Annotated in this window: 22 protein-coding genes, 1 tRNA gene and 1 pseudogene; 4 read left to right on the forward strand and 20 right to left on the reverse strand. The window is 52.2% G+C overall.

The window, feature by feature from the left end:
• From C812_RS21840 to C812_RS09605, 7 genes and pseudogenes are all read right to left on the reverse strand, one after another.
• Positions 1-1,182: pseudogene (locus C812_RS21840) on the reverse strand (flagellar hook-length control protein FliK); the annotation flags it as partial.
• 71 nt (positions 1,183-1,253) lie between these two features.
• On the reverse strand, positions 1,254-1,874 hold the full coding sequence (locus C812_RS09580) for a ribonuclease HII (protein ID WP_016312462.1): 621 nt from the start codon (positions 1,872-1,874) through the stop codon (positions 1,254-1,256).
• A 246-nt stretch (positions 1,875-2,120) separates the two neighbouring features.
• Positions 2,121-2,984, reverse strand: a complete 864-nt coding sequence (ylqF, locus tag C812_RS09585; protein ID WP_009222986.1) for a ribosome biogenesis GTPase YlqF — start codon at positions 2,982-2,984, stop codon at positions 2,121-2,123.
• A 68-nt stretch (positions 2,985-3,052) separates the two neighbouring features.
• Positions 3,053-3,721 carry a signal peptidase I gene (gene lepB / locus C812_RS09590; RefSeq protein ID WP_016312463.1) on the reverse strand — a complete coding sequence of 223 codons (669 nt, stop codon included), beginning with the start codon at positions 3,719-3,721 and terminating at the stop codon, positions 3,053-3,055.
• Positions 3,722-3,840: 119 nt separating this feature from the next.
• Positions 3,841-4,185, reverse strand: a complete 345-nt coding sequence (gene rplS, locus C812_RS09595; protein ID WP_009222984.1) for a 50S ribosomal protein L19 — start codon at positions 4,183-4,185, stop codon at positions 3,841-3,843.
• Between the two features lie 242 nt (positions 4,186-4,427).
• Entirely contained in the window at positions 4,428-4,688 is a 261-nt protein-coding gene (locus C812_RS09600; protein ID WP_016312464.1) for a hypothetical protein, read from the reverse strand.
• A 167-nt stretch (positions 4,689-4,855) separates the two neighbouring features.
• Positions 4,856-4,929, reverse strand: a tRNA-Pro gene (locus C812_RS09605).
• Between the two features lie 304 nt (positions 4,930-5,233).
• Here C812_RS09605 and C812_RS09610 point away from each other — a divergent pair.
• Entirely contained in the window at positions 5,234-6,160 is a 927-nt protein-coding gene (locus tag C812_RS09610; RefSeq protein ID WP_016312465.1) for a polysaccharide deacetylase family protein, read from the forward strand.
• Here C812_RS09610 and trmD read toward each other — a convergent pair.
• From trmD to smc, 9 genes are all read right to left on the reverse strand, one after another.
• Positions 6,135-6,959, reverse strand: a complete 825-nt coding sequence (trmD, locus tag C812_RS09615; protein ID WP_016312466.1) for a tRNA (guanosine(37)-N1)-methyltransferase TrmD — start codon at positions 6,957-6,959, stop codon at positions 6,135-6,137. The genes C812_RS09610 and trmD overlap by 26 nt on opposite strands.
• Before the next feature lies 1 nt (position 6,960).
• Complete coding sequence (gene rimM / locus C812_RS09620) at positions 6,961-7,479, reverse strand: ribosome maturation factor RimM (protein WP_016312467.1); 519 nt, start codon at positions 7,477-7,479, stop codon at positions 6,961-6,963.
• A 138-nt stretch (positions 7,480-7,617) separates the two neighbouring features.
• The gene (locus C812_RS09625; RefSeq protein ID WP_009222978.1) at positions 7,618-7,848 is read right to left on the reverse strand and encodes a KH domain-containing protein; all 231 of its coding nucleotides are present in this window, start codon (positions 7,846-7,848) and stop codon (positions 7,618-7,620) included.
• Positions 7,849-7,870: 22 nt separating this feature from the next.
• Positions 7,871-8,143, reverse strand: a complete 273-nt coding sequence (gene rpsP, locus C812_RS09630; RefSeq protein ID WP_009222977.1) for a 30S ribosomal protein S16 — start codon at positions 8,141-8,143, stop codon at positions 7,871-7,873.
• A 39-nt stretch (positions 8,144-8,182) separates the two neighbouring features.
• A complete protein-coding gene (gene ffh / locus C812_RS09635) occupies positions 8,183-9,559 on the reverse strand; it encodes a signal recognition particle protein (protein WP_016312468.1) in 1,377 nt (458 codons plus the stop codon).
• A gap of 50 nt (positions 9,560-9,609) precedes the next feature.
• Complete coding sequence (locus C812_RS09640) at positions 9,610-9,963, reverse strand: putative DNA-binding protein (protein WP_016312469.1); 354 nt, start codon at positions 9,961-9,963, stop codon at positions 9,610-9,612.
• 182 nt (positions 9,964-10,145) lie between these two features.
• Positions 10,146-10,793 carry a PAQR family membrane homeostasis protein TrhA gene (gene trhA / locus C812_RS09645; RefSeq protein WP_009222974.1) on the reverse strand — a complete coding sequence of 216 codons (648 nt, stop codon included), beginning with the start codon at positions 10,791-10,793 and terminating at the stop codon, positions 10,146-10,148.
• Between the two features lie 103 nt (positions 10,794-10,896).
• Positions 10,897-11,904, reverse strand: a complete 1,008-nt coding sequence (ftsY, locus tag C812_RS09650) for a signal recognition particle-docking protein FtsY (protein WP_016312470.1) — start codon at positions 11,902-11,904, stop codon at positions 10,897-10,899.
• Positions 11,905-12,071: 167 nt separating this feature from the next.
• Positions 12,072-15,644, reverse strand: a complete 3,573-nt coding sequence (smc, locus tag C812_RS09655; RefSeq protein ID WP_009222972.1) for a chromosome segregation protein SMC — start codon at positions 15,642-15,644, stop codon at positions 12,072-12,074.
• Between the two features lie 178 nt (positions 15,645-15,822).
• Between smc and C812_RS09660 the strand changes: the two genes are divergently transcribed.
• The 3 genes from C812_RS09660 (at position 15,823) to C812_RS09670 (ending at position 18,709) form a co-directional block, all read left to right on the forward strand.
• On the forward strand, positions 15,823-17,235 hold the full coding sequence (locus C812_RS09660; protein ID WP_016312471.1) for a serine hydrolase domain-containing protein: 1,413 nt from the start codon (positions 15,823-15,825) through the stop codon (positions 17,233-17,235).
• Positions 17,236-17,565: 330 nt separating this feature from the next.
• Entirely contained in the window at positions 17,566-18,090 is a 525-nt protein-coding gene (locus C812_RS09665; RefSeq protein ID WP_016312472.1) for a hypothetical protein, read from the forward strand.
• 340 nt (positions 18,091-18,430) lie between these two features.
• Positions 18,431-18,709, forward strand: coding sequence for a hypothetical protein (locus C812_RS09670; protein ID WP_016312473.1), 279 nt, complete (start codon positions 18,431-18,433; stop codon positions 18,707-18,709).
• Positions 18,710-18,827: 118 nt separating this feature from the next.
• Here the strand turns inward: C812_RS09670 and rnc are convergent, their stop codons facing one another.
• From rnc to fabG, 4 genes are all read right to left on the reverse strand, one after another.
• Positions 18,828-19,526 carry a ribonuclease III gene (rnc, locus tag C812_RS09675; RefSeq protein WP_016312474.1) on the reverse strand — a complete coding sequence of 233 codons (699 nt, stop codon included), beginning with the start codon at positions 19,524-19,526 and terminating at the stop codon, positions 18,828-18,830.
• A gap of 13 nt (positions 19,527-19,539) precedes the next feature.
• Complete coding sequence (gene fabF / locus C812_RS09680; RefSeq protein WP_016312475.1) at positions 19,540-20,778, reverse strand: beta-ketoacyl-ACP synthase II; 1,239 nt, start codon at positions 20,776-20,778, stop codon at positions 19,540-19,542.
• A gap of 127 nt (positions 20,779-20,905) precedes the next feature.
• Positions 20,906-21,139 (reverse strand): acyl carrier protein, encoded by a 234-nt coding sequence (gene acpP, locus C812_RS09685; RefSeq protein WP_009222968.1) that lies wholly within the window; start codon positions 21,137-21,139, stop codon positions 20,906-20,908.
• A gap of 71 nt (positions 21,140-21,210) precedes the next feature.
• Positions 21,211-21,960, reverse strand: a complete 750-nt coding sequence (gene fabG, locus C812_RS09690) for a 3-oxoacyl-ACP reductase FabG (RefSeq protein WP_009222967.1) — start codon at positions 21,958-21,960, stop codon at positions 21,211-21,213.
• Positions 21,961-22,070: the final 110 nt, after the last annotated feature.

Genomic DNA, 22,070 nt, shown 5'->3' on the forward strand with positions numbered 1-22,070 from the left:
CGCGCGCAGCGCCTGCTGCTCGTGCTCCGCACCGAGCAGCTTCAGCACGCGCCCCACCCACGGCTCCGCCGCGAGCGTGGGGCGCGTGCCCGCCGGCGAAGGCCCTGCGGGCCCTTCGCCTTGCGGCGCGGCCGCCGCCGGGCCCTTGCCATCGGCGGCGGCGCCCCCTGCCGGGCCGGCCATCGCACGGCCCGGCAGGTCCGTGCCCTCCGGAAGCACGGACGATTGCAGCTCCGCCAGCACCGCTTGCAGCTTCGCGACCAGCGCTCCGCCCGGTGCACTTGCGGCTTGCTGTCCCTGCAGCCCCGGCTGCGGGGATTGCGGCCCGCCCGAGGCAACCGCAAAAGCGCCCTGCCGGGCTAACTGCACCAACCCAGCTGCCTGATTTGGCTGGGCTCCTCCGCCGCTCGGCAGCGTCCCTGCTTGTGCTGCTCCCCAGGCGGCCGTCCCGGCATTCGACCCGGGCGCTGGAGAAGCGGTGCCCCCCGCAAGCAAGGGGGATGCCGTTTGCCCCGTCTGAGCCGATGAGCCAGCCGCCGAGCCTGAGCCGGTATGTCCTCCGTTTCCGGTCATGTCCGGCCCCGCTTGGCGCAAAAAGCCGGCGATCTGCTCCTCCAGCGAGGACAGCAGGACGTGCAGCGGAGGTCCAAAAACAGCTTGGTGCAACCCCGCTACCGTTTCACCGGTGATCGGAAGCCCCCGTCCAAAAGCAATGCCGGCCGCCTGAATCCACTCCGACAGCGGCACTCCAGCCGGCTTTAGCCCGGAGACCTGCTGCAGGAGCGACAAATTTTCCCGCGTTAACGGAATTCCGCTTTTCTGCATCATCTGCAGGAATTCCCGGTTCGCCGGCGTATTCTCAAGTCCCAGCGATTCGAGCGCCTTAGCAAGAGAAGCGGGAGACAGGACGGTCCCCGGGTCCGAGGAAATTGGCTTCAAGACCGCTAAACCGTCCTTCGATTCCGGCTGCACCTGCAGAAGCGTTGTTTCCCCCGGGCGCATCGGCGTCTCTAAGGCAGCGTGAAGCTTCACGCCCTGGACCTGAATGACGGCCACTTGCCCATCGTCAGAGACGGACAAGACCGTGCCGCGGACCACCTGCCCCGTCTTGAGTTCCAGCGATTTCGGCTCCCCGGAACGAACGTCCCCCATCAAACTGCGCAGCAGCGGTCCGATATTCATAAGCTCCCCCCTTAGACTGGATTGTAGATATGGAAAACCCGCCTCCATCGAGAGCGGGTAAGAAAGGCCTGTTAAAACAACGTTTGTTCTTCAACGAACAAATTGCGCATAAAGCTCTTGCGATGCATGGGCGTTGGCCCCAATGCCAGAAGCTGTTCACGGTGCAGCTTGGTTGCATATCCTTTATGTACGGCGATTCCGTATTCCGGATATCGTGCATCCCATTCGCCTTGGCACAAACGGTCACGTGTCACCTTGGCAACGATCGAAGCGGCCGCGATCGACTGGCTGGTAGCATCCCCTTTGATCACTGAAAGTTGAGGAATGGGCACATCCACCTTCTCCGCATCGATGAGCAGATATTCCGGCTGAATCGACAGTTGCTCTACCGCCTGCTTCATCGCCCGCCTTGTCGCCTGCTTAATATTGATTTGGTCAATGGTCGCCGCATCCACGGATCCGATCCCCACGGCAATCGCCTGTTCCATGATGAGATCATATAGCTTCTCCCGCTTCTTGGCGCTTAATTTCTTCGAATCGTTCACATCTTCCAGCACGAGTCCTTGCGGCAAAATGACCGCAGCGGCAACCACATCTCCAAACAAGCAGCCTCTGCCCACTTCATCGATCCCCGCAATATGTGAATATCCGGCTTGCCAGTACTCGCGCTCATATTTTAATAAATCGTCCATAATGCCTCCCTTTACTCGCGAAACTTCCCCCGTGGTTAGCTGTTCTATGTTGTTCTCTTTCTCTAGATGCGAAAATGAGGGTTCCACGCCTGGAGCGCATCCATCATCCTATCGGTTTCATCTATGTTTTACGATGCTTCCCTTATTTTATCGGCAATCCTCTTTCGATTCTACAGCCTTTCGCTAAAAAAACAAGCCGCCGGCAATCTGAAGTAGAAACTTCAAACTGCCAGCGGCATTCATTTATTAATAGGGGGATTCTAACGAATATCTCCCCAGCTTGCCAGCTCTTAATTCGCGAAGCAATATCCCCGATGCCTTCTCCAAATCCACGCGTCCGCCGCTGATGAGGCAACCGCGTTTCCGCCCCACCGCTTCCATGATCGCAACGATTTCATCCGGATCATCGAAGTCTCGCGGCGGTTGATCCAGCTCAAACCGCTCTTTGAACGGCTCCCAGTAATACCGGACCAAATATTTTACGGCAAAAAAAGCGATGTCTTCCACATTCAAAATCTCTTCGCGGATCGCACCGGTTACGGCCAGTCGGTAGCCGACGTTCTGATCCTCAAACTTCGGCCATAAAATACCCGGCGTGTCGAGTAACTCCATCTCCGTGCCTACCTTAATCCATTGCTGACCTTTGGTGACGCCGGGTCTGTCGCCGGTCGCCGCAATTTTACGACCCGCCAAGCCATTAATCAGCGTGGATTTCCCGACATTCGGGATTCCGACAATTAACGCGCGAACTGCCCGAGGTTTGATACCTTTGGCGATTTGCTTCTCGATCCGCTCCTTCAGCAGCTCCTTGGCCAAGCGGGGAATTTCCTTTAGGCCTTGTCCGCTTGCCGCGTCGGCTTCAACGGCCAGATGCCCTTCTTCCTTAAAATAAGCGATCCATTGCCGCGTCACCGCAGGGTCGGCCAAATCGGATTTATTTAAAACAATCAAGCGCGGCTTGCCTTGCAAAATCTCATCGATCATCGGATTGCGGCTCGACAGAGGCAACCTCGCGTCAAGGAGCTCGATGACCACATCGATCAGCTTCAGCTTCTCTTGGATTTGCCGGCGTGCCTTGGTCATGTGGCCGGGAAACCATTGAATTGTCATATACCTTCACCTCACTGTCCCAAGAACGCGCCTTCACTCACGTTTCTCCCATTCTACTTTCGCAGCATCTAGTGCCGGATCAACTCCAGGTCCGACAGCGGCCAGAACACCAAATCTGCCCGACCTACGATGTCTTTATATGGTACGTAACCGATCCGCCTACTGTCCGTACTATTCGAGCGGTTATCCCCCAGTACAAATACGTATCCTTCCGGCACCGTTCCATCCGGAACCAGCTCGTTCGGAAAATTCGCCTCCGTATTGTACAGCTCGTTATTATTATGCTTCTCTATCACAACATCTTTAATGTATGTTTCATCTACAACCTTCCCGTTGACCGTCACCGTATCCCCTTCCACTTGGACGGTATCTCCAGGGACGCCGATGACCCGTTTGATGAAATCCCGGCCTTCCGACGGAACGTGGAAAACAATGACTTCACCGTGTTTTGGAGCGCGGATATCGTAAATGATCTTGTTCACGATGATCCGTTCCCCCGTATGAAAGTTTGGTTGCATCGACGGGCCGTCGACAATAAACGGAGCAAAGAAAAGCCAACGAATCAGGAGAACCAACACAATGGCGATGGCGATAGCTTTCAGCCACTCCAACGCCTCGCTTTTTTCCTTCTTGCCCGCAGGCGGCGTTTGCACCGCTCCTGGCCCGTCTGGCGACTGCTCCACCCGTCCGGAAGACGGCGAAACCTCCGGATAACCCTGACGTTCATGCTTCTCCATGGATCGTGACCTCTCCTTATCTCATAAAATATGTACTGGAGGTAGTGATTCTCGAAACTTCCCGAAGAAAAAGCAAAGGGGCTTGATTGGATACAAGCCCCCTCTTCGTTAACGGAAAATTAACGACGTACTTCTTTAATTCTCGCTGCTTTACCGCGAAGTTCACGAAGATAATACAACTTCGCACGACGCACTTTACCACGGCGAGCCACTTCGATTTTATCGATTTTCGGGGAATGAAGCGGGAAAGTTCTTTCCACGCCTACACCGTTCGAAATTTTACGAACCGTAAAAGTTTCGCTAATTCCGCCGCCACGACGCTTAATCACAACACCTTCGAACAATTGGACACGTTCACGAGATCCCTCGATAACCTTAACGTACACTTTCAAAGTGTCACCAGGACGAAAGCTCGGAATATCCTTGCGAAGCTGTTCTTGCGTAATCGCTTGTACGATATTCATCTAGGACTCCCTCCTTCCACTCAGGTGTTCATGCCTCTTCCAAAGAACCTCTTGTTCTTCTTCATCATCCGCAGCGGACCACCGAATTCACAACAAATTGAATTGTACCATAATCTCATAGGCTTCGCAAGAAAAATATAAGGTTAACAAGGCAAGGGTTATCAGGGGATATCCTTAAATTTATCCTATCCGATTTTGAACAAAAAAATGCCTCCAATCCCTTGGAGGCGAACGTTTTAACCTTAAATTAAAGCAATCGCCAAGAGCGTGAACAGGCTCAGCGTCAAAATTTCGTCGGCCGCTCCATAAGGACCGTACCCGTAGCCACCATAGTAGGGCGGATAAAATGCCGAGATTCGAGCCCGGCCTTTCCCCGATCTTTTTAAATATACGTTGTTCCGGTCAACCTTCACAATCGTGCCTTCGTGTACAGCCCCATCACGGGTTAAAATCCGAACACGCTTCCCCATGCATCGTAAGCAATTATAATATATCTCTTCCATTCCCTTGTTCCCCTTCCTTATGCAAGCTAATGCATAGTATGAGAACAGTGGACGAACGGTATGGGCGACTAACGGTTTGAGGCAACTGTCTTGATAGCTTGCGCGGTATAAAAAAGGAACAGGCAAAATTCAATAGAAATTTGCCTGTTCCTTCGGTTTGCTAAAGATCGGAGTAGCGGGATTCGAACCCACGGCCTCACCCACCCCAAGGGTGCGCGCTACCTGACTGCGCCATACCCCGATAATCACAAATGGGGGTTAACGATTTACCGTTCAACGTTAACCGGATGTCAATCGCGTACTACCATTATAAGCGATAGCCGCGCACGCTCGCAAGAGTTTAGACGCAAGGATAAGACCTAATCTCGCTCTATTAGGGTCTAGTCCCTTCGTCTGATACCTCCCCGTAAAATAACCCACAAATCCTATATCGTAACTCTACCGGGGGGTTTTTCGTTTGTACCTATGGATAACAAATCGTAACCACTTTTTTAGAGAGAGCAAATAAAATAGATCTATTAGAGAAAATAGGAGCTTGTGGAGAAATGAGCAGAAGATTAGCGAGGTATGTACTATTTTTCGCAGCAATTTCGATTCTAGTGTATTCGGCCGCAGTGACCCACCCGAATACGGTTTTGGCCCGTAAGGCTTGCACCTCATGGGATATGGTGAAAACGAAGGTGTTTACTTCAAGCCATACGAAGCATGAGGAATATCCAACCCTGCCGATGGACTTTGCGGTTGCCCCAGGCACCGCCGAGCAAGTGCCCGTACTGATGTATCATTACATCACTCCAAAGCAATACAATCAAGAGCCTGGCAACAAGTCGATTATCAATCTTGAGGCTTTTGAAGCTGAGATGGCCTATCTGCATGAGCAAGGGTATTATACAGCCTCTTTAAGCGAACTTGAACAATACGTCAGAGGGCAGATCTCCCTGCCGGCCAAAAGCGTGGTCATTACCTTCGATGACGGCTATCAAAATAACTATATTTATGCTTATCCCATTCTCAAAAACTATGGATTCAAAGCAGCTATCTTTGTCATCGGCAGTAAAATCGAAGCAGAAACTCAAACCTTCGATCCTACGAAGAAAACATATCTTTCAAAAGAAGAAATCCACGCGGCACGCGATGTATTCGAGTTCCACAGCCACACGTATAATTTGCATTACAAAGGCTTCCAAAAATGCGGAGTTCCGTCATCCGCAGGGCTAGACTCTAAGTTAATTCAGGCCGATATCGACAAGATGAAAGAAACCGGGGTTGACTCTCCGTACTTTGCATACCCGTATGGCGAGAAATCCCGGCAGATGATCTATGAGCTGCAGGAGAACGGCTACCGCATGGCTTTCACCGTTCGCCAAGGCTTTGTCAAGCCCGGTGACCGGCTAATGGCTTTGAACCGCTTGACGGTCACATCGGACACAGACATGGAGAAGTTACTTACTCCTTCTCTTTCGGATGACTAGCTTTGATTTCTTCGAGCCAACGCAAGTCCTTGGGAGATAACTCCACCTTTTCGAGCAGATCGGGCCGTCGTTCCCACGTCCGCCGTAACGCTTCCTTGCGCCGCCATTCATCGACATTGGCATGATGTCCACTGAGCAGAATATCTGGCACTCTCCATCCGCGAAACTCAACCGGGCGTGTGTAATGCGGATATTCCAGCAACCCGGTGCTAAACGAATCGGTGATCGCGCTTGTTTCATTGCCTAACACCCCAGGCAACAGGCGCGTCACGCTGTCGATGACCACCATCGCTGGCAGCTCGCCCCCGGTCAGTACATAATCGCCAATCGATAACTCGTCGGTGACCAAGTGTTGGCGAATCCGTTCATCGTAACCTTCATAATGCCCGCAAATAAAAATCAAGTGATCTTCCTGGGCTAATTCTTCCGCCTTCTTCTGCGTAAACGTCTCGCCTTGCGGACACATCAAGATAATGCGGGGCGGGCGAACGGAAGGGTTAGCCGCCAGGTCAGGTTCTGCGGCAACTGCCGGATGTTCCGCCGAATCTCCGGTATCCCCATCAACCTGCCGTCCAAGCAAATCTTCAACCGCACGAAAAATCGGCTCCGGTTTCAGCACCATGCCCCCGCCGCCGCCATAAGGCGTATCATCAACGGTTCCATGTTTATTGCCTGCATAGTCCCGGAAGTTAATGGCGTTGAAGGACACAATCCCCTTGTCCTGAGCTTTGCCGAGGATGCTGCTGCCAAATACGCCGGCGAACATTTCAGGAAACAAGGTCAACACATCGACGCGCATCCTACAACAGTCCTTCCATCAAATGCACAGTAACGATTTTCTCCTTCACATTGACGTCCAACACCACGTCATCAATGACCGGAAGCAGCAGCTGCTTGCCATTTGGCAGCTTGGCAACCCATACATCATTCGCGCCGGGCCGCAGAATCTCCACGATTTCACCCAACTCTTCCCCCTCATCGGAAACCACGCTGCAGCCGATGATTTCATGGAAATAATATTCGTTCTCCGGAAGCTCAACCGATTCCGCCTTGCTCACCTTCAAGTCGCGGCCTTTAAACCGTTCCACATCGTTGATATTGGAGAATTCGGCAAATTTAACAATATACATCTGTTTGTACGGCCGCGCCGATTGCACGGTGACCTCCAGCCGTTCCCCCGTTTCGGGATGAACAATCAGAAGCCGGCTCTTCGGTGCGAAGCGCACCTCCGGAAAGTCCGTCTGCAGCAGCACGCGAAGCTCCCCACGTATCCCGTGCGTATTTACGATTTTGCCTACCGATAACAATGAATCCGACATATTAACCTCCCAAGTGCTATCTCCTCATCATACTCGCAGCTTGTCCCAACTGCCAGGATCCTTCTGCTTCAGCATGTACGAAAAAGGGCTAGGACAAACATCCTAACCCGGTTTCGTCTATCATTATGAAGTTAACGTTCAAGACATGATATCCACGGTGACCCGCTTATCCATCTTGACCGCTGCCGATGCTACGACGGTGCGCAGCGCCTTGGCGATTCTCCCCTGCTTGCCAATGACCTTCCCTACATCGTCGGGATGTACGGAAAGCTCATACACAATCAGATGGTCCTTCTCCACGACATCTACGCGCACGTCGTCCGGATGATCAACAAGAGCCTTCGCAATAACGCCGACTAATTGTTCCATTTACGACCCTCCGAATCAGCAATTATTTCTGCTGTCTAAGCTCATGGAATTTCTTCATAACGCCTGCTTTGCTCAGCAGATTGCGAACGGTATCGGATGCTTGTGCACCGTCTTGGAGCCATTTCAACGCTTTCTCTTCATCGATGTTAACTACAGCCGGCTCTGCAACCGGATTGTAGTAACCAATCTCCTCGATAAAACGACCGTCACGCGGGGAACGGGAATTCGAAACCACGATACGGTAGAAAGGAGCTTTATGAGCACCAATACGTTTCAAACGAATACGAACTGCCACGAAATTCACCTCCTTTTAAGAATGAACCTTGCATTTAGATTAACGGAAAGGGAATCTCATCCCTTTACCGGCCTTGCTTAATTGCTTCAACATTTTGTTGCCTTTGCCTTTCGGCCCCATCATGTCGGAGAACTGCTTCATCACACGGCGCATCTCGTCAAATTGCTTGATCAAGCGATTGACGTCGGCGAGTGTGGTTCCGCTGCCTGCGGCGATCCGCTTGCGCCGGCTGTGATTGATCATATCGGGATTTTGCTTCTCCTCTTTGGTCATCGAATGCACGATGGCCTCAACCCGGCTCATTTGCTTCTCGTCCACCTTGACGTTCTGCATCTGCTTCATCTTGCCCATGCCAGGAATCATGTCCATAAGCTGATCCAGCGGGCCCAGCTTCTTCACTTGCTCCATTTGCTCCAGGAAATCCTCGAACGTAAACTCTGCATTGCGCATTTTCCGTTCCATTTCCTTCGCTTTTTCCGCGTCAATGTTGGCCTGAGCTTTCTCAATCAACGACAGCATGTCGCCCATGCCCAGAATCCGCGACGCCATCCGTTCCGGATGGAACGGCTCCAGCGCATCGATCTTCTCGCCCAGCGCAGCGAACTTGATCGGGCAGCCGGTGACCGCCTTAACCGACAACGCTGCACCGCCGCGGGTATCGCCGTCAAGCTTAGTCAACACGACCCCGGTGAGCGTCAGCTGCTGATTGAAGCTCTCCGCAACGTTAACCGCGTCCTGACCTGTCATGGCATCCACCACGAGCAAGACCTCGTCCGGGTTCGTCACCTCATGGATTTGCCGCAGCTCCTCCATCAGTTCTTCGTCCACATGCAGCCGGCCTGCGGTATCGATCAAGACATAGTCGTTGCCGTTATCCTTCGCATGCTGCAACGCCTGACGGGCAATTTCAACCGGGCTGTTGCCCTCTGGCAACGTAAACACCGGCACTTTAATCTGCTCGCCGAGCACCTGCAGCTGCTTGATTGCCGCCGGACGGTAAATGTCCCCTGCGACCAACAGCGGCCGGTGATTTTCCTTCAGCAGCAGCTTGGCCAGCTTCGCCGATGTTGTTGTCTTACCAGCCCCTTGCAGACCCGCCATCATCACGACTGTTGGCGGCCGATTGCTGCGAGCCAGCTTAGCTTGGCTTCCGCCCATCAGCTCGGTCAGCTCTTTGTTGACGATATCGATGATGACCATGCCCGGCGTAAAGCTGTCCATGACCTCTTTGCCGATCGCCTTCTCCTTCACCTTCGCGATGAATTCCTTGACGACTTTAAAGTTGACGTCCGCTTCCAGCAAAGCGAGTCGAACCTCACGCATCGCTTCGTTTACATCGTCCTCGGACACTTTCCCTTTACCGCGAAGCTTACTGAATACGCTCTGCAAACGGCTTGTCAAACCTTCAAATGCCATACCTCGTCACCTCCATCTCTATAAGATCGTTCCGTATTCCTATAGTCATCTTACAATTGCTCCGCCTCGCGAAGCAAATTTCTTGCCGTTTCTTTATGTAACGGGGACATGTCGCTGGCTTCGAGCAGCTGCCCTAATTGGGACAACACGTGGCTCCGCGCTTCGTGCTTCTTCAGCAGGCCCAGCTTCTCCTCGTACGTCTCCAGCATGCCTTCCGCCCGTTTAATATGTTCATATACCGCCTGACGGCTGATCTCGAACTCAGCTGCAATTTCGCCCAGCGAGAAATCATCGAGAAAATAATATTTCAAGAACGTCTGCTGCTTCTCCGTCAGCAGCGCTTCATAGAAGTCAAACAAAAGGTTGATCCGGTTTGTCTTCTCCAGCCTATTCTCCTGACTCATCTGGGCACCCCCTCCGTCAAGGAAAAACACTTTACAGGCATCAACTTTTCCTATGATACCGAATGCCGAGATGGATGTCAAGCACTTTTCCTTAACATCAGTTTTGAACATAGCTAGAGACGCATTTTGATGCAAAAAAGCCGCTCCCGATGCTTCGGAAAGCGGCTTGACGCTTCAGCTTCTTAATGATTTGGCAAGAGATACAGCAAGATCGCAAAGAAATGCGTTACGCTGCCGCCGAGGACGAACAGATGCCAGATCGCATGGTGATAAGGAAATCCGCGCCAGACATAAAATATCGTTCCCAGCGTATACGCCAGCCCGCCTGCAACCAGCAGGACGATCCCTTGATGCGGCATCGCCGCGGTCAGCGGTCCCCAGGCAATCACGATTAACCAGCCCATAATCAAGTAGAAAAACGTCGATAGGAACAGGAATCTTTTGACGAAAAAGGCTTTAAACACAACGCCAAGCAGCGCGATCCCCCAGACGGTGCCAAACAGGCTCCAGCCGAGCGGTCCCCTAACGGCTACCAGCAGAAACGGGGTATACGTCCCCGCGATGTAAATGTAAATCGAGGAATGGTCGAAAAATTCGAACAAATCCTTCAGTTTCCCTTCCTTGAAGCTGTGCACGAGGGTCGAGCACAGGTATAACAGCAGCATGCTTGCACCATATATTGTAAAGCTGACAACGTGCCAAGCTGTGCCCTTCATGCTGGAAAAAACGATCAACAGCACTAATCCTGCCACACTGAGCAAGGCGCCGATGCCGTGAGTGATCGCGTTGGCAATTTCCTCACGGCGGTCATACGTATGTGTATTGGCCATCCTGTCACCTCCTAAAATTCTCTTGATTAGTTTGTCTTGCCGGGCGTTTGCCTATGAGCATCATACGAAGGAACCCCGCAATGTGTTACTGGGACTTGCCCAATTAAGCCTCATTGGGTTCCCCTTCAGCTTCTTCCTCCTCAGCAATCAAGCCGGCAAACAACCCATGCACGAATTGCTCGGAATCGAATTTTTGGAGATCTTCCATCTTCTCGCCTAGTCCAACGAATTTCACCGGAAGGCTGAGCTCTTGACGGATGGCGATGACAATGCCGCCTTTGGCCGTTCCGTCCAGCTTCGTGAGCACGAGACCAGTCACGCCGCTTTTCTCACCAAACAGCTTGGCTTGGCTAAGCGCGTTTTGTCCTGTGGTGGCATCAAGCACCATCAGCACCTCATGGGGAGCGCCGGGGATTTCGCGCTGAATCACGCGGTAAATCTTGTTCAGCTCTTCCATCAGGTTCGACTTGTTTTGCAGGCGTCCCGCTGTATCGCACAGCAAAATATCGGCCCCGCGCTGCTTGGCGGCTTGAACCGCGTCGAACATCACCGCTGCCGGATCCGAACCAGCTTGTTGCTTGATGACATCAACTCCAACGCGCTTGCCCCAAACCTCGAGCTGCTCAATCGCCCCTGCACGGAAGGTATCACCTGCGGCGAGAATCACCTTTTTGCCCTGCAGTTTATAATAATGGGCCAGCTTGCCAATCGTCGTCGTTTTACCAACGCCGTTAACGCCTACGAACAAAATGACGCTGATCCCGTCCGGGTTCAAATGCATTTCGCTGTCCTCGTCCCCGCGCAGCAGCTCGACCAGCTTCTCGGAGAGCAGCGGCTGCAGCTCCGAAGCGTCTTCGATCCGGCGCTGCTTCACTTCGGCGCGAAGATCATCGATCAGCTTCATGACCGTGTTCACGCCAACGTCGGCGCCAATCAAAATTTCCTCCAACTCTTCAAAAAATTCCTCATCGATTTTTTTGCGCCGGGTTACGAGCTCGGTCACTTTTTCAACAAAGCCTTTCCGGCTTTTCTCCAGCCCGTCCCGGAACTGTTTCGTTACGGATTCCGTTTTAGATGCAATGCTCTCTTTCAGTTTCTTAAAGAAACTCATAGGAATATATCCTCCTTCATCACTTCGAACTCAATTATCTCATACCGCAGGGGGCCTAAGCAATTTTCCGCCCCAGACCGCGTAAACACAAAAACGTGGCAGGAGAGCCAAGCTGTCGTCTTGACCCCCAAGCCACCGTAAATTGTATTTGAGAATGTTCTGTTGGCTTAAGCGATTTCGACCGTATCTTCGTCCTCCAGCTTCACCGAAACGAGCTTGGACACGCCGCCTTCCTCCATGGTCACCCCGTACAGCACGTCGGCTTCTTCCATCGTGCCTTTGCGGTGAGTCACCACGATAAACTGGGTTTGCTCCGAAAATTCGCGCAAGTACTGGGCAAAACGGACCACGTTGGCTTCGTCCAGCGCCGCCTCGACCTCGTCGAGCACGCAGAACGGCACCGGCTTCACCTGCAAAATCGCAAACAGCAGCGCCATCGCTGTTAATGCCCGCTCCCCGCCGGAGAGCAGCTGCAGGTTTTGCAGCTTCTTGCCCGGCGGCTGAGCCACCACATCGATCCCTGTGTCCAGCAGGTTGTCCGGATCGACCAAGATCAAATCCGCCCGCCCGCCGCCGAACAGCTTCGAGAAGACGATCACAAATTCGCGGCGAATGGCGTCAAACGTCGTTTTGAAGCGTTTGGACATCTCCTCGTCCATTTCGCGGATTACCTGGTACAACGTCGTTTTCGCTTCGACGAGATCATTCTTCTGCTCGCTGAGGAACTGATAACGTTCCGATACGCGATTGTATTCCTCGATCGCGCCGAGATTCACTTCCCCAAGCAACGTGATCTGCCGCTTCAGCTCCTTCACGTCGGCCTGGGTCTGCGGCACATCCTCCGGCACGGCGTAACGCTGCTTCGCCAGCTCGTAGCTCAGCTCGTAATCCTCAGACAGCTTGCGCAGAATGTTATCCAGCTCCACGTCGAGGCGGTTCGCCTGGATTTCTGTCTGGCGCAGCTGCTCCTCTACGGCCTTGAGCCCAAGCCGCTGCTCTTTCGTTTCGCTTTCGCCTTCCTCCAGCTTCTTCACAAGCACGGCGCGCGAAGCGCGTTCCAGCTCCAGCTGTTCGCTGGCCCGTTCCTTCTTCAGCTTAAAGTCGTTGAGCTCTTCCCGTTGCTTCACGGTCTGCTCCTCGTTTTGCTTCAGGTCCGCTTCAATCGACTGCAGGATCGTGCGGGTCTGCCCCAGCTCACGCTCCTGCACCTTGAACTCTTCCTCCGCGCGGCGCAGCTGCTCACGCAGCGACTGGCATTCCTGATCCAGCTTGCCTTCCCGGACCTTGAGCCCGGTCAGCAAATCCTGCAGCTCCTCCTTGGCCGATTCGCTAGCTTTACGCGCGAACTCGGCTGCCCGGATCGACTGCTGCACCGTTTGCTCTTCTTTCTCCAGCTCAACGAGTCGCGCTTCCGCCGCGGTCTTTGTCGCTTCAAGCTCCTCGAGCTCTTTCAGGTAGTGGCCTTTCTCCTGGCCATAGAGCTCAAACTGCTCGGAGACACGGCGCCATTCGTGGTCGATCTGTTTCAAATCACCGGCGCATTCTTGCTCCTCTACCCGTTTGGCATCGCCGGCTTCCCGCAGTCGCGTTAACTCGCTTTCGGCCTTGGCCAGCTGACTGCGTACGTCTGCCAACCCTTTGCGCAGCTTGTCCAGCATTTCCTCGCTTTCGCGAATATCGCCGGCAAGCTGGTCGAGCTGGCGTTTACGCCCCAGCAGGTTGCTGTTCTTGCGATGCTGGCTGCCCCCGGTCATCGAACCGCCGGCATTCACGACATCGCCTTCCAGCGTCACGATCCGGAAGCGGTATTGCAGCCGTGCGGCCATTTTGTTCGCCCGCTCCAGATCGCTGGCAAAGACGACATTACCGAGCAAGCTGCCGACAATGTTCTCATACCTCGGCTCGTAGCCCACCAGATCGGCTCCAATGCCGATGAATCCGTCCGCTTCCTCCAGTAGACGTTTGTCCGCTGCGGAAATCTGGCGCGGACGAATTACGTCGAGCGGAAGGAAGGTCGCTCGGCCCAGCTGCCGCTGCTTCAGAAAGGCGATCGCTTGCCGCGACACCGCTTCGTTCTCCATGACGATATGCTGCATCGCAGCGCCTAGCGCCGTCTCTACGGCGACTTCAAGCTTCTCCGGCACCCGAATCAGCTCCGCGACAGCACCGTGGACACCGGACAACGTCGACCGTTTGGCCGCCTTGAGCACTTCCTTAACGCCCAAGACAAACCCGTCGTAGTCGTCCTCCATCTCCTTCATCGTGTCGCGGCGGGAAACCAACGCTTCGCGCTTCTGTTCCCACTTGCGGATGTTGCTTTGGCTTTCTTCCACAAGCTTCTGCAGCGAATTCACCCGTTCGCTTTCCTGGATGTACTGTCCGCGCAAATCGGCAATCTCTTTGCCCAGCTTGTCTAGCACCTTCTCCAGTTCAGCCTTGCGCGCTTTGAGCCGTTCCAGCTCCTCCGTCCATTTGACGCCTTCCTCTTCCGCGCGTTCCATCCGGCGTTTCACGCTTTCCTTCTGCTGTTCAGCATAATGGATCTCGTTGCGCGCTTGCGCCATCTGGTTCATGATGTCCAGCAGTTGGCCTTTCAGGCCGTCCTCCTGCGCTTGGCTGATGCCGCCGGTCACCCCGATCAGCTTCGCCTCTTCGGCCGCCAGCTCATTACGCAGTTCATGAAGCTGCTGCTCCGCTGCGGCGAATTTGGCTGCCAGCTGCTCCTTTTCCTGCTGCCGCTGGGCGAACCGCTCTTCACTAATCTCCAGCGATTGAAGCAGCTGCTCGCGATTTTGAGTCAGATTTTTAGCGCGTTCCTTCAGCACTTCGCCGTAGCCTTCGCTTTTCTCGTAGCTTTCGCTGTATTCGAGCAGCTGACTTTGCAGCAGTTCGATTTGATCCTCAACCTGACGAAGGGCCAGCCGGTCGCTCTCCAATTTGGCATCATGCGCGGAAACAACGGTCGACAGCGCCAGCTGCTCCTCCTGCAGCTTGGCCAGCTTGGCGTTGGCCTCGCTCCACGATTCATGGATTTGCTCGATCTGATGCACATATAGCGAAATTTCTTTATTTTTTAATTGCTCACGCAATTCCTTGTACTTCAGGGCTTTCTCCGACTGCTCCTTCAGCGGCTCGATCTGATCCTCCAGCTCGGACACCAAGTCGTTGATGCGAAGCAGGTTCTGCTCGGTTTCATCCAGCTTGCGGCGGGCGTCGCGTTTGCGGCTCTTGTATTTCACAATCCCCGAAGCCTCTTCAAAAATGCCGCGGCGGTCCTCCGAGCGTGTGCTCAAAATTTCCTCAATCCGGCCCTGCCCGATGATAGAGTACGCTTCCTTCCCGATCCCCGTGTCCATAAACAGCTCGGTGATATCCTTCAGCCTGCAGGGCTGCTTGTTGATGAAGTATTCACTGTCGCCGCTGCGATGGACTCGCCGGGTCACCGTCACTTCGCTGAAGTCAAGCGGCAACGCTTGATCGGTGTTGTCCAACGTCAGCGATACCTCACTGTAATTCACGGCCTTGCGCGCGTCACTGCCGGCAAAAATGATATCTTCCATCTTCCCGCCGCGCAGCGACTTGGCGCTTTGCTCCCCGAGCACCCAGCGGATCCCGTCGGAGATGTTACTCTTACCGCTGCCGTTAGGTCCAACCACGGCGGTAATTCCGCGGACGAATTCCATCTCCGTCTTATCGGCGAACGATTTGAAGCCCGCTAACTCTATCCGTTTCAAAAACATACGTTCACGATCACCTCTACCGACTATTGTAACATACCCCAAGCCCTGGCGGACAGGCTATCCGTCGCGGAAGATTGCGCGGTATAACACTTCTCTCATTCGCTTGAAATTGAAGGAACTTTTTGCTAGTGTGATAGAAAAAATCCAACCTCTTATATCGGTAAAAGGAGCAACATTGATGAGCACAAAAAAACTTTCCCGTCTGGCCGGCTTGATGATCTCCCTCTGCCTGGGCACCGCTTCCCTCGCATCCCCGGGACTGACCGTAGCTGCCGCTTCTCAGGCGCAGACGGCAAAATCCGTAAACGTGACTGTAGAAGGCCAATCGGTAAACTGGACAACCAAGCCTCTCGTTTATCGCGGCGTCACCTATGTCCCACTGCGTGAAGCAGCGGAGCATCTGGGCGCAGAAGTGCGATGGAATACCGCCAAACGGGCTGCCGAGCTCCGGGTACACGGAGACATGATCCTGCACCGTTCAGGTACGGATCTGTTTAGCATTAACGGTAACCCGCTTCATATCGGCGTAAAATCACTAGATCTCGGCGGCGTTACCTTTGTACCGTTGCGGGCTTTAGCCGAAGTGATGAAGGCTAAAGTAGATGCCATGGCCGTGGCTGGAACGACATATGTTGCCATCACTCCGGACGCTGCGACGATCATCTCATCCGCAGCCGAAGCAGCTGACCGCTATCTACAAGCCCAGAAGTATTCCGGCATTGCACTTATTGCGAAAGGTGACCAGATTCTGCTGCGCAAAGGTTACGGATTTGACGGCGATAACCAGCTGGTCCAGGCCGATAAGAAGTCACGCATCGGATCGCTGACCAAATCGTTTACAGCATCGGCCATCATGAAGCTGGTGGAGCAAGGAAAGCTTCGCCTCGACGATTCATTAGAATCGTATTTGCCCGGTTTTCCTAGCGGGGACCAGATTACTATTCATATGCTGCTGTCCCACCTGAGCGGGATCAATCCCAACTTTCCACGGGTTGCGGGCATGTCCTTACAGGAGACCATCGAAGCGATCCGCTCCAAACCGCTGCTAAGTGAACCGGGCAGCAAATTTATGTACAGCAACAGCGGTTATGTCGTGCTGGCAGGGATCATCGAGAAAGCCTCGGGGATGAGTTATGGGGAATATCTGAAGCAGAGCATTTGGGAGCCGCTGGGTTTAAAAGACACCGGCGAAGCGAAGCCCTCGATTCCGGTCCTTCAGGGCTACGTTAGTGCCGGGGACCAACTCTGGGCGCCGGCCGGCCCTTATATCTCACAATCCGGGACCGGCACGTTATACTCCACTGCCAACGACATGTTGACGTGGATCGCCTCATTTGAAACGGAACGCGTACTTAGCCAAGCGTCAATCGACCAAATGTTCACCCCATATTCTGAGAAAAATTACGGCTACGGCTGGATGATTCAGCAGGAAAACGGGACAACACGCGTCTTCCACAATGGCAGCGGTACCGGCTACGCCACCGGCATGTCCCGGGAGCTCGGCGGCGGGTATACGATCATCCTGCTCGGCAACCACGCCGGCATGGATACGTTGACGCTGATGACCGAGCTCAGGATGCAGTTGCCGTAAATCTTAACAGAGCCTCTGAACGAAACATAACTAAGCTTAGGAATTTCTTCTATTTTAGAATGTTACAATTTAATCTTTTAGATCAAAGTCAAACAGAACATTGAATTTTTCTCAATACTTATAATCCCCTTCTTCATACTTAGTAGTAAGATCAACTAGACATAGTGTTCATTTTCATTTTCGTTTTCGTTTGTAACACGATGTTAAGTATATCAATATATTAATCTTGCAGATGAATTTCTCTTAAATCTGGAAACTGCGGGATACAGTTATCTTGGATTTATATCCTAGGGAAAGCTCACCTGCAATAATCAATAGGTGGGATTTAGGATGGAAAACAATAAGTTAATTAAACTGCAAGTTGAAGAACCAAGAATAAAAAGCGCAACTAACTTTTTACAAGACAAGGGGGTTTCACTCGAACTAAATAGTCCTCAACTTTACAAATATAAAAATACTAAGTATTTAATCTTATCTGCTAAAAGTAAACCTGAACTTTTTGTCCTGTCTTATAACGAAAATGATGAACTAGTGGAAGTAACAACGAAAAGTACACTTCTGAATCAATCGGGGAATGTAATAGAAAATCACTTCACAGGCAAAGAAAAAAAATTAGCGGTAGATGATAATAAGCAAAACAACTTCACTCCTGCTGCAAATACAGCCTCATCTTGTCCTCCTGGCCAAGAATGGAGGGAATACAACTGTAAATATGTACCTGAGCTAAATGAATTTTGTCTTATTGCATGCGCTGCAGCTAAAATAAAACCTAGCTTGTGTATCAATATGTGCACCAATAATATTAAAACGTGTGAAACAGATTGCTTTCCTATTGACGGCGGGATACCCACATAATACTAATTTATATTTTTAGCTTCTTCTATTCTTTGCTTCAGTTGGCGCTTTTTTTCTTCTAAACGTAAAATCTTTCGCATTGTAATAAATGACAAAAAACAAAACAGAGTATATTTAGCATTTATAAAGTCCAAATCGTTATCATAAACAAACTTATTCACTCTCTTTCACCTCTTTTGAACAGAACCTGAGCAATACGCTTTCCTAAGAAAAGCTGTTGTTCAGGTTCCTCTTGTAATGAATGAACTTCAAAATAGTAGTATGATGTCTTATCCGTTTTATTTTTTTATTACGTAACATTATATTCTATTTCAAAATCATCTTAAAGGAGAACATTTCTATGTCAAGTTTATGTAGACATAAACTATTAAAAAGCATTCAGGCGGTTCACGGCGCCGTAATTTCTTATGCCAACTGTGTCTGTGAAGATATTTCTGAAAAGGAAAAGGAAATTTTTTTTAAGTTCGGATTGGAGCTAGCCGTGCAGTTACAAGAATTACGGAGACTTTATATTTCCCTGTATCAATTTGACCCATTAAGTGGGATCCCCACAGTAGATACTCAATGTTGTACCTCAAAAATAAATCACTCAGAACAAAATAAAACCGATAAGGATTGAATATCTCCAGTGGTTTAAAGTAACTAACAGCACGATCGGTCTGATCTAAGAGAAGAAGGCCTCCCTGATCAATCTTGGGATGCCTTCTTCTCTTCCATATTCACTTCTCATGCAATGTTCAAAGCTCAGAGCTCTTAAGCAACTCCAGCGCCACGGCGGCGGCCTGCTGCTCGGCTTCCTTCTTGGATCTGCCAGTACCCTGGCCAAGTGGACGCCCATCCATGCGGACCTCCGCAACGAATTCGCGCTCATGGGCCGGTCCCCGTTCTTCAATGATCCGGTATTCCAATGTGCCCATGCCATGATGCTGCGTCAGCTCCTGCAGCTCCGTTTTGAAGTCGCCGGTTGACAGCTTGCCATCAAGGGTCAAATTAGGGAATACATGGCGATGAAGGAACGCAGTAACTGCTTCCAGGCCCTGGTCCAAGTACAAAGCGCCAATAAAGGATTCGAACACATCCGCGAGCAGAGCAGGACGAGTTCGCCCACCCGTCAATTCCTCGCCTTTGCCTAGCAGGACGTATTTGCCAAACTCCAGGTTTTCGGCGAATTTCACAAGCGACGGTTCACAGACGATCGCGGCGCGCAATTTGGTCAGCTCGCCTTCAGGACGATCCGGGAATAACCGATATAAATGCTCCGAAACGGTCAATTCGAGAACGGCATCGCCCAAGAACTCCAGCCGTTCGTTATCCTCATATTGACTGAAGCGATGCTCATTCACGTATGACGCATGAGTGAAGGCTTGTTTCAGAAGCTGCCGATTTTGGAATACCAGTTCAAGTTTTTGCTGTAACTGCTTCAGATCTCCATTCACCGGACTTAACCCCTTATGCTTCGTATTTCTTCATGATGATCGTGGCATTGTGTCCACCGAATCCAAACGAGTTGGACATCGCGACGCGGACATCCGCACGTCTGGCTTCGTTCGGAACGTAGTCCAGATCACATTCTGGATCCGGATGCTCCAAGTTGATCGTTGGCGGAATGATGCCATGCTTCAAGGTGAGCCCGCAAATGACCCCTTCCACCCCGCCGGCAGCCCCAAGCAAATGGCCGGTCATCGATTTCGTCGAGCTGACCGCCAATTTATAAGCATGGTCGCCAAACGCCCGCTTGATCGCAATCGTCTCCGAGCGATCACCAACCGGAGTCGATGTCCCGTGGGCGTTAATATAATCCACTTCTTCCGGCGCAATCCCGGCATCACGGATCGCCATCTTCATGCAGCGCTCCGGCCCGTTCGGATCCGGCTCGGTCATATGGTGAGCATCTCCGCTCAAGCCGTAGCCGATCACTTCACCGTAGATTTTAGCACCGCGCTTCTGTGCATGCTCCAGCGATTCCAAAATCAGAATCCCGGCGCCTTCGCCCATGACAAAACCGTCTCGTTCCAGATCGAACGGCCGGCTGGCCTTCTCCGGTTCGTCGTTGCGGGTCGACATCGCCCGCATCGAGCAGAACCCTGCCATACCGGTCGGACGGATCGTTGCTTCCGCGCCTCCGCAAATCATCACATCGGCATCTCCCCGCTGGATCAGCTTGTACGAATCGCCGATGGAATGAGTTCCGGTCGCGCACGCAGTCACCGCCGTCGTGTTCGGACCCTTCGCTCCAAACATGATCGATACATGGCCCGATGCCATATTCGCAATCATCATCGGAATAAAAAATGGGCTGACGCGTTTTGGACCTTTCTCCAGCAAAATATTGTGCTGGTCTTCCCAAGTTCCAAGACCGCCGATCCCTGAACCAATCATCACGCCAACCCGTTCCGGATCGGCCGTCTCACCGATGGTGAGGCCGCTGTCTTTCATGGCGCTGACCGCCGCAGCGGCGGCAAATTGCACGAAGCGGTCCATCTTCCGCGCTTCCTTCCGGTCCACATAATCCTCTGGATTAAAATCTTTCACGGAGGCGGCAATTTGCGTCGGGTATTCGCTGACATCAAACGCTTCGATTCTTGAAACGCCAGACTTCCCCTGAACAAGGTTATTCCACAGCGTATCAAGGTCTTGTCCAAGCGCGGTCACGACCCCCATTCCTGTAACTACTACTCTATGCTTCAAACACATTCACCTCGTATGGACTTCATGTGTACTAATCATTCTAAGTCTTAAGCACGAATGCTTGAAGAGCTGAAGATGAGGAGAAGTCCCGCCTGCTATGTAGGAGGTACGGGACTTTGGGATGACATTAGGTATGAGATTGTATGTAGTTTACAACTTCACCTACAGTCGTAATCTTCTCTGCATCTTCGTCGGAAATTTCCAGATCGAATTCATCTTCCAATTCCATGACCAACTCAACTACGTCAAGCGAATCCGCACCCAAGTCGTCTTTGAAAGACGCTTCCAGTGTCACTTCGGCTTCATCAGCGCCGAGGCGATCCACAACAATGCGTTTTACGCGATCCAAGATATCGGACATCCGGTTCACCTCCTCTTTGGTATTATAAGAGATTTGAAGTTAAAATGCCATAGAAGCGAAAGGCGTGATTTTTACATGTACATTCCGCCGTCTACGTGCAGCGTCTGACCGGTCATATATGCCGCGCTGTCCGAGGCGAGGAACAGAACCACGCTGGCGATCTCCTCAGGTTGTCCCAAGCGGGCCAATGGGATATCCGCCAGCAGCTTCTGGCGATACTCCTCCGGAAGCTCGCCCGTCATATCGGTATCGATAAATCCGGGAGCGACGCAATTCACGGTGATCCCGCGCGAAGCCAACTCGCGTGCCGAAGATTTGGTCAAGCCAATCACCCCGGCTTTGGCAGCGACATAGTTCGCTTGACCCGCATTGCCGAGCACGCCAACCACCGAAGAGATATTGATAATTCGTCCCGAGCGCTGCTTCATCATCGGGCGGGTTACGGCTTTGATGCCGTTAAATACGCCTTTGAGATTCGTCTCGATGACTTGATCAAACTCTTCTTCCTTCATACGCATAATTAAATTATCTCTTGTAATCCCTGCGTTATTCACGAGAATATCAATCCGGCCCCACGCATCCAGCATGGATTTCACCATTTCCTCGAACTGCTCGCTGCTGCCTACATGGGCTTTCACCGCGTAGGATTTCACACCAAGCGCCTCAATTTCAGAAACGACGCGGGCGGCGGCTTCTTCATTTCCCGCATAGTTGACAACGACATCAGCTCCCGCCTCAGCCAAAGCAAGTGCAATACTGCGGCCAATTCCACGAGAAGCTCCCGTGACCAAAGCGGTTTTCCCTTGCAGCGGTTTGCTCATACGGTTCATCTCCTTTCGCCTAACATATGCGAAGCATTTAAAAAATCAAAGCTCTAGTTTGCCTCTATGATCCTATCGCCATTCTTTGCGCCAAGCGGCACCTTTGCGGC

Origin of the sequence: Paenibacillus barengoltzii G22, from assembly GCF_000403375.2 — a bacterium.
GTDB classification, from domain to species: Bacteria; Bacillota; Bacilli; order Paenibacillales; family Paenibacillaceae; genus Fontibacillus; species Fontibacillus barengoltzii.

Excerpts from the sequence above, each read along its gene's own strand:
- rimM (WP_016312467.1), bottom strand. The coding sequence starts at position 7,479 with ATGTCGGATTCATTGTTATCGGTAGGCAAAATCGTAAATACGCACGGG.
- smc (WP_009222972.1), bottom strand. The coding sequence starts at position 15,644 with ATGTTTTTGAAACGGATAGAGTTAGCGGGCTTCAAATCGTTCGCCGAT.
- C812_RS09665 (WP_016312472.1), top strand. The coding sequence starts at position 17,566 with ATGGAAAACAATAAGTTAATTAAACTGCAAGTTGAAGAACCAAGAATA.
- ftsY (WP_016312470.1), bottom strand. The coding sequence starts at position 11,904 with ATGAGTTTCTTTAAGAAACTGAAAGAGAGCATTGCATCTAAAACGGAA.
- C812_RS09640 (WP_016312469.1), bottom strand. The coding sequence starts at position 9,963 with ATGAGTCAGGAGAATAGGCTGGAGAAGACAAACCGGATCAACCTTTTG.
- rplS (WP_009222984.1), bottom strand. The coding sequence starts at position 4,185 with ATGAATATCGTACAAGCGATTACGCAAGAACAGCTTCGCAAGGATATT.
- trhA (WP_009222974.1), bottom strand. The coding sequence starts at position 10,793 with ATGGCCAATACACATACGTATGACCGCCGTGAGGAAATTGCCAACGCG.
- ylqF (WP_009222986.1), bottom strand. The coding sequence starts at position 2,984 with ATGACAATTCAATGGTTTCCCGGCCACATGACCAAGGCACGCCGGCAA.
- C812_RS09610 (WP_016312465.1), top strand. The coding sequence starts at position 5,234 with ATGAGCAGAAGATTAGCGAGGTATGTACTATTTTTCGCAGCAATTTCG.
- lepB (WP_016312463.1), bottom strand. The coding sequence starts at position 3,721 with ATGGAGAAGCATGAACGTCAGGGTTATCCGGAGGTTTCGCCGTCTTCC.
- acpP (WP_009222968.1), bottom strand. The coding sequence starts at position 21,139 with ATGTCCGATATCTTGGATCGCGTAAAACGCATTGTTGTGGATCGCCTC.
- ffh (WP_016312468.1), bottom strand. The coding sequence starts at position 9,559 with ATGGCATTTGAAGGTTTGACAAGCCGTTTGCAGAGCGTATTCAGTAAG.
- trmD (WP_016312466.1), bottom strand. The coding sequence starts at position 6,959 with ATGCGCGTCGATGTGTTGACCTTGTTTCCTGAAATGTTCGCCGGCGTA.
- fabG (WP_009222967.1), bottom strand. The coding sequence starts at position 21,960 with ATGAGCAAACCGCTGCAAGGGAAAACCGCTTTGGTCACGGGAGCTTCT.
- C812_RS09660 (WP_016312471.1), top strand. The coding sequence starts at position 15,823 with ATGAGCACAAAAAAACTTTCCCGTCTGGCCGGCTTGATGATCTCCCTC.
- C812_RS09600 (WP_016312464.1), bottom strand. The coding sequence starts at position 4,688 with ATGGAAGAGATATATTATAATTGCTTACGATGCATGGGGAAGCGTGTT.
- C812_RS09625 (WP_009222978.1), bottom strand. The coding sequence starts at position 7,848 with ATGGAACAATTAGTCGGCGTTATTGCGAAGGCTCTTGTTGATCATCCG.
- C812_RS09670 (WP_016312473.1), top strand. The coding sequence starts at position 18,431 with ATGTCAAGTTTATGTAGACATAAACTATTAAAAAGCATTCAGGCGGTT.
- C812_RS09580 (WP_016312462.1), bottom strand. The coding sequence starts at position 1,874 with ATGGACGATTTATTAAAATATGAGCGCGAGTACTGGCAAGCCGGATAT.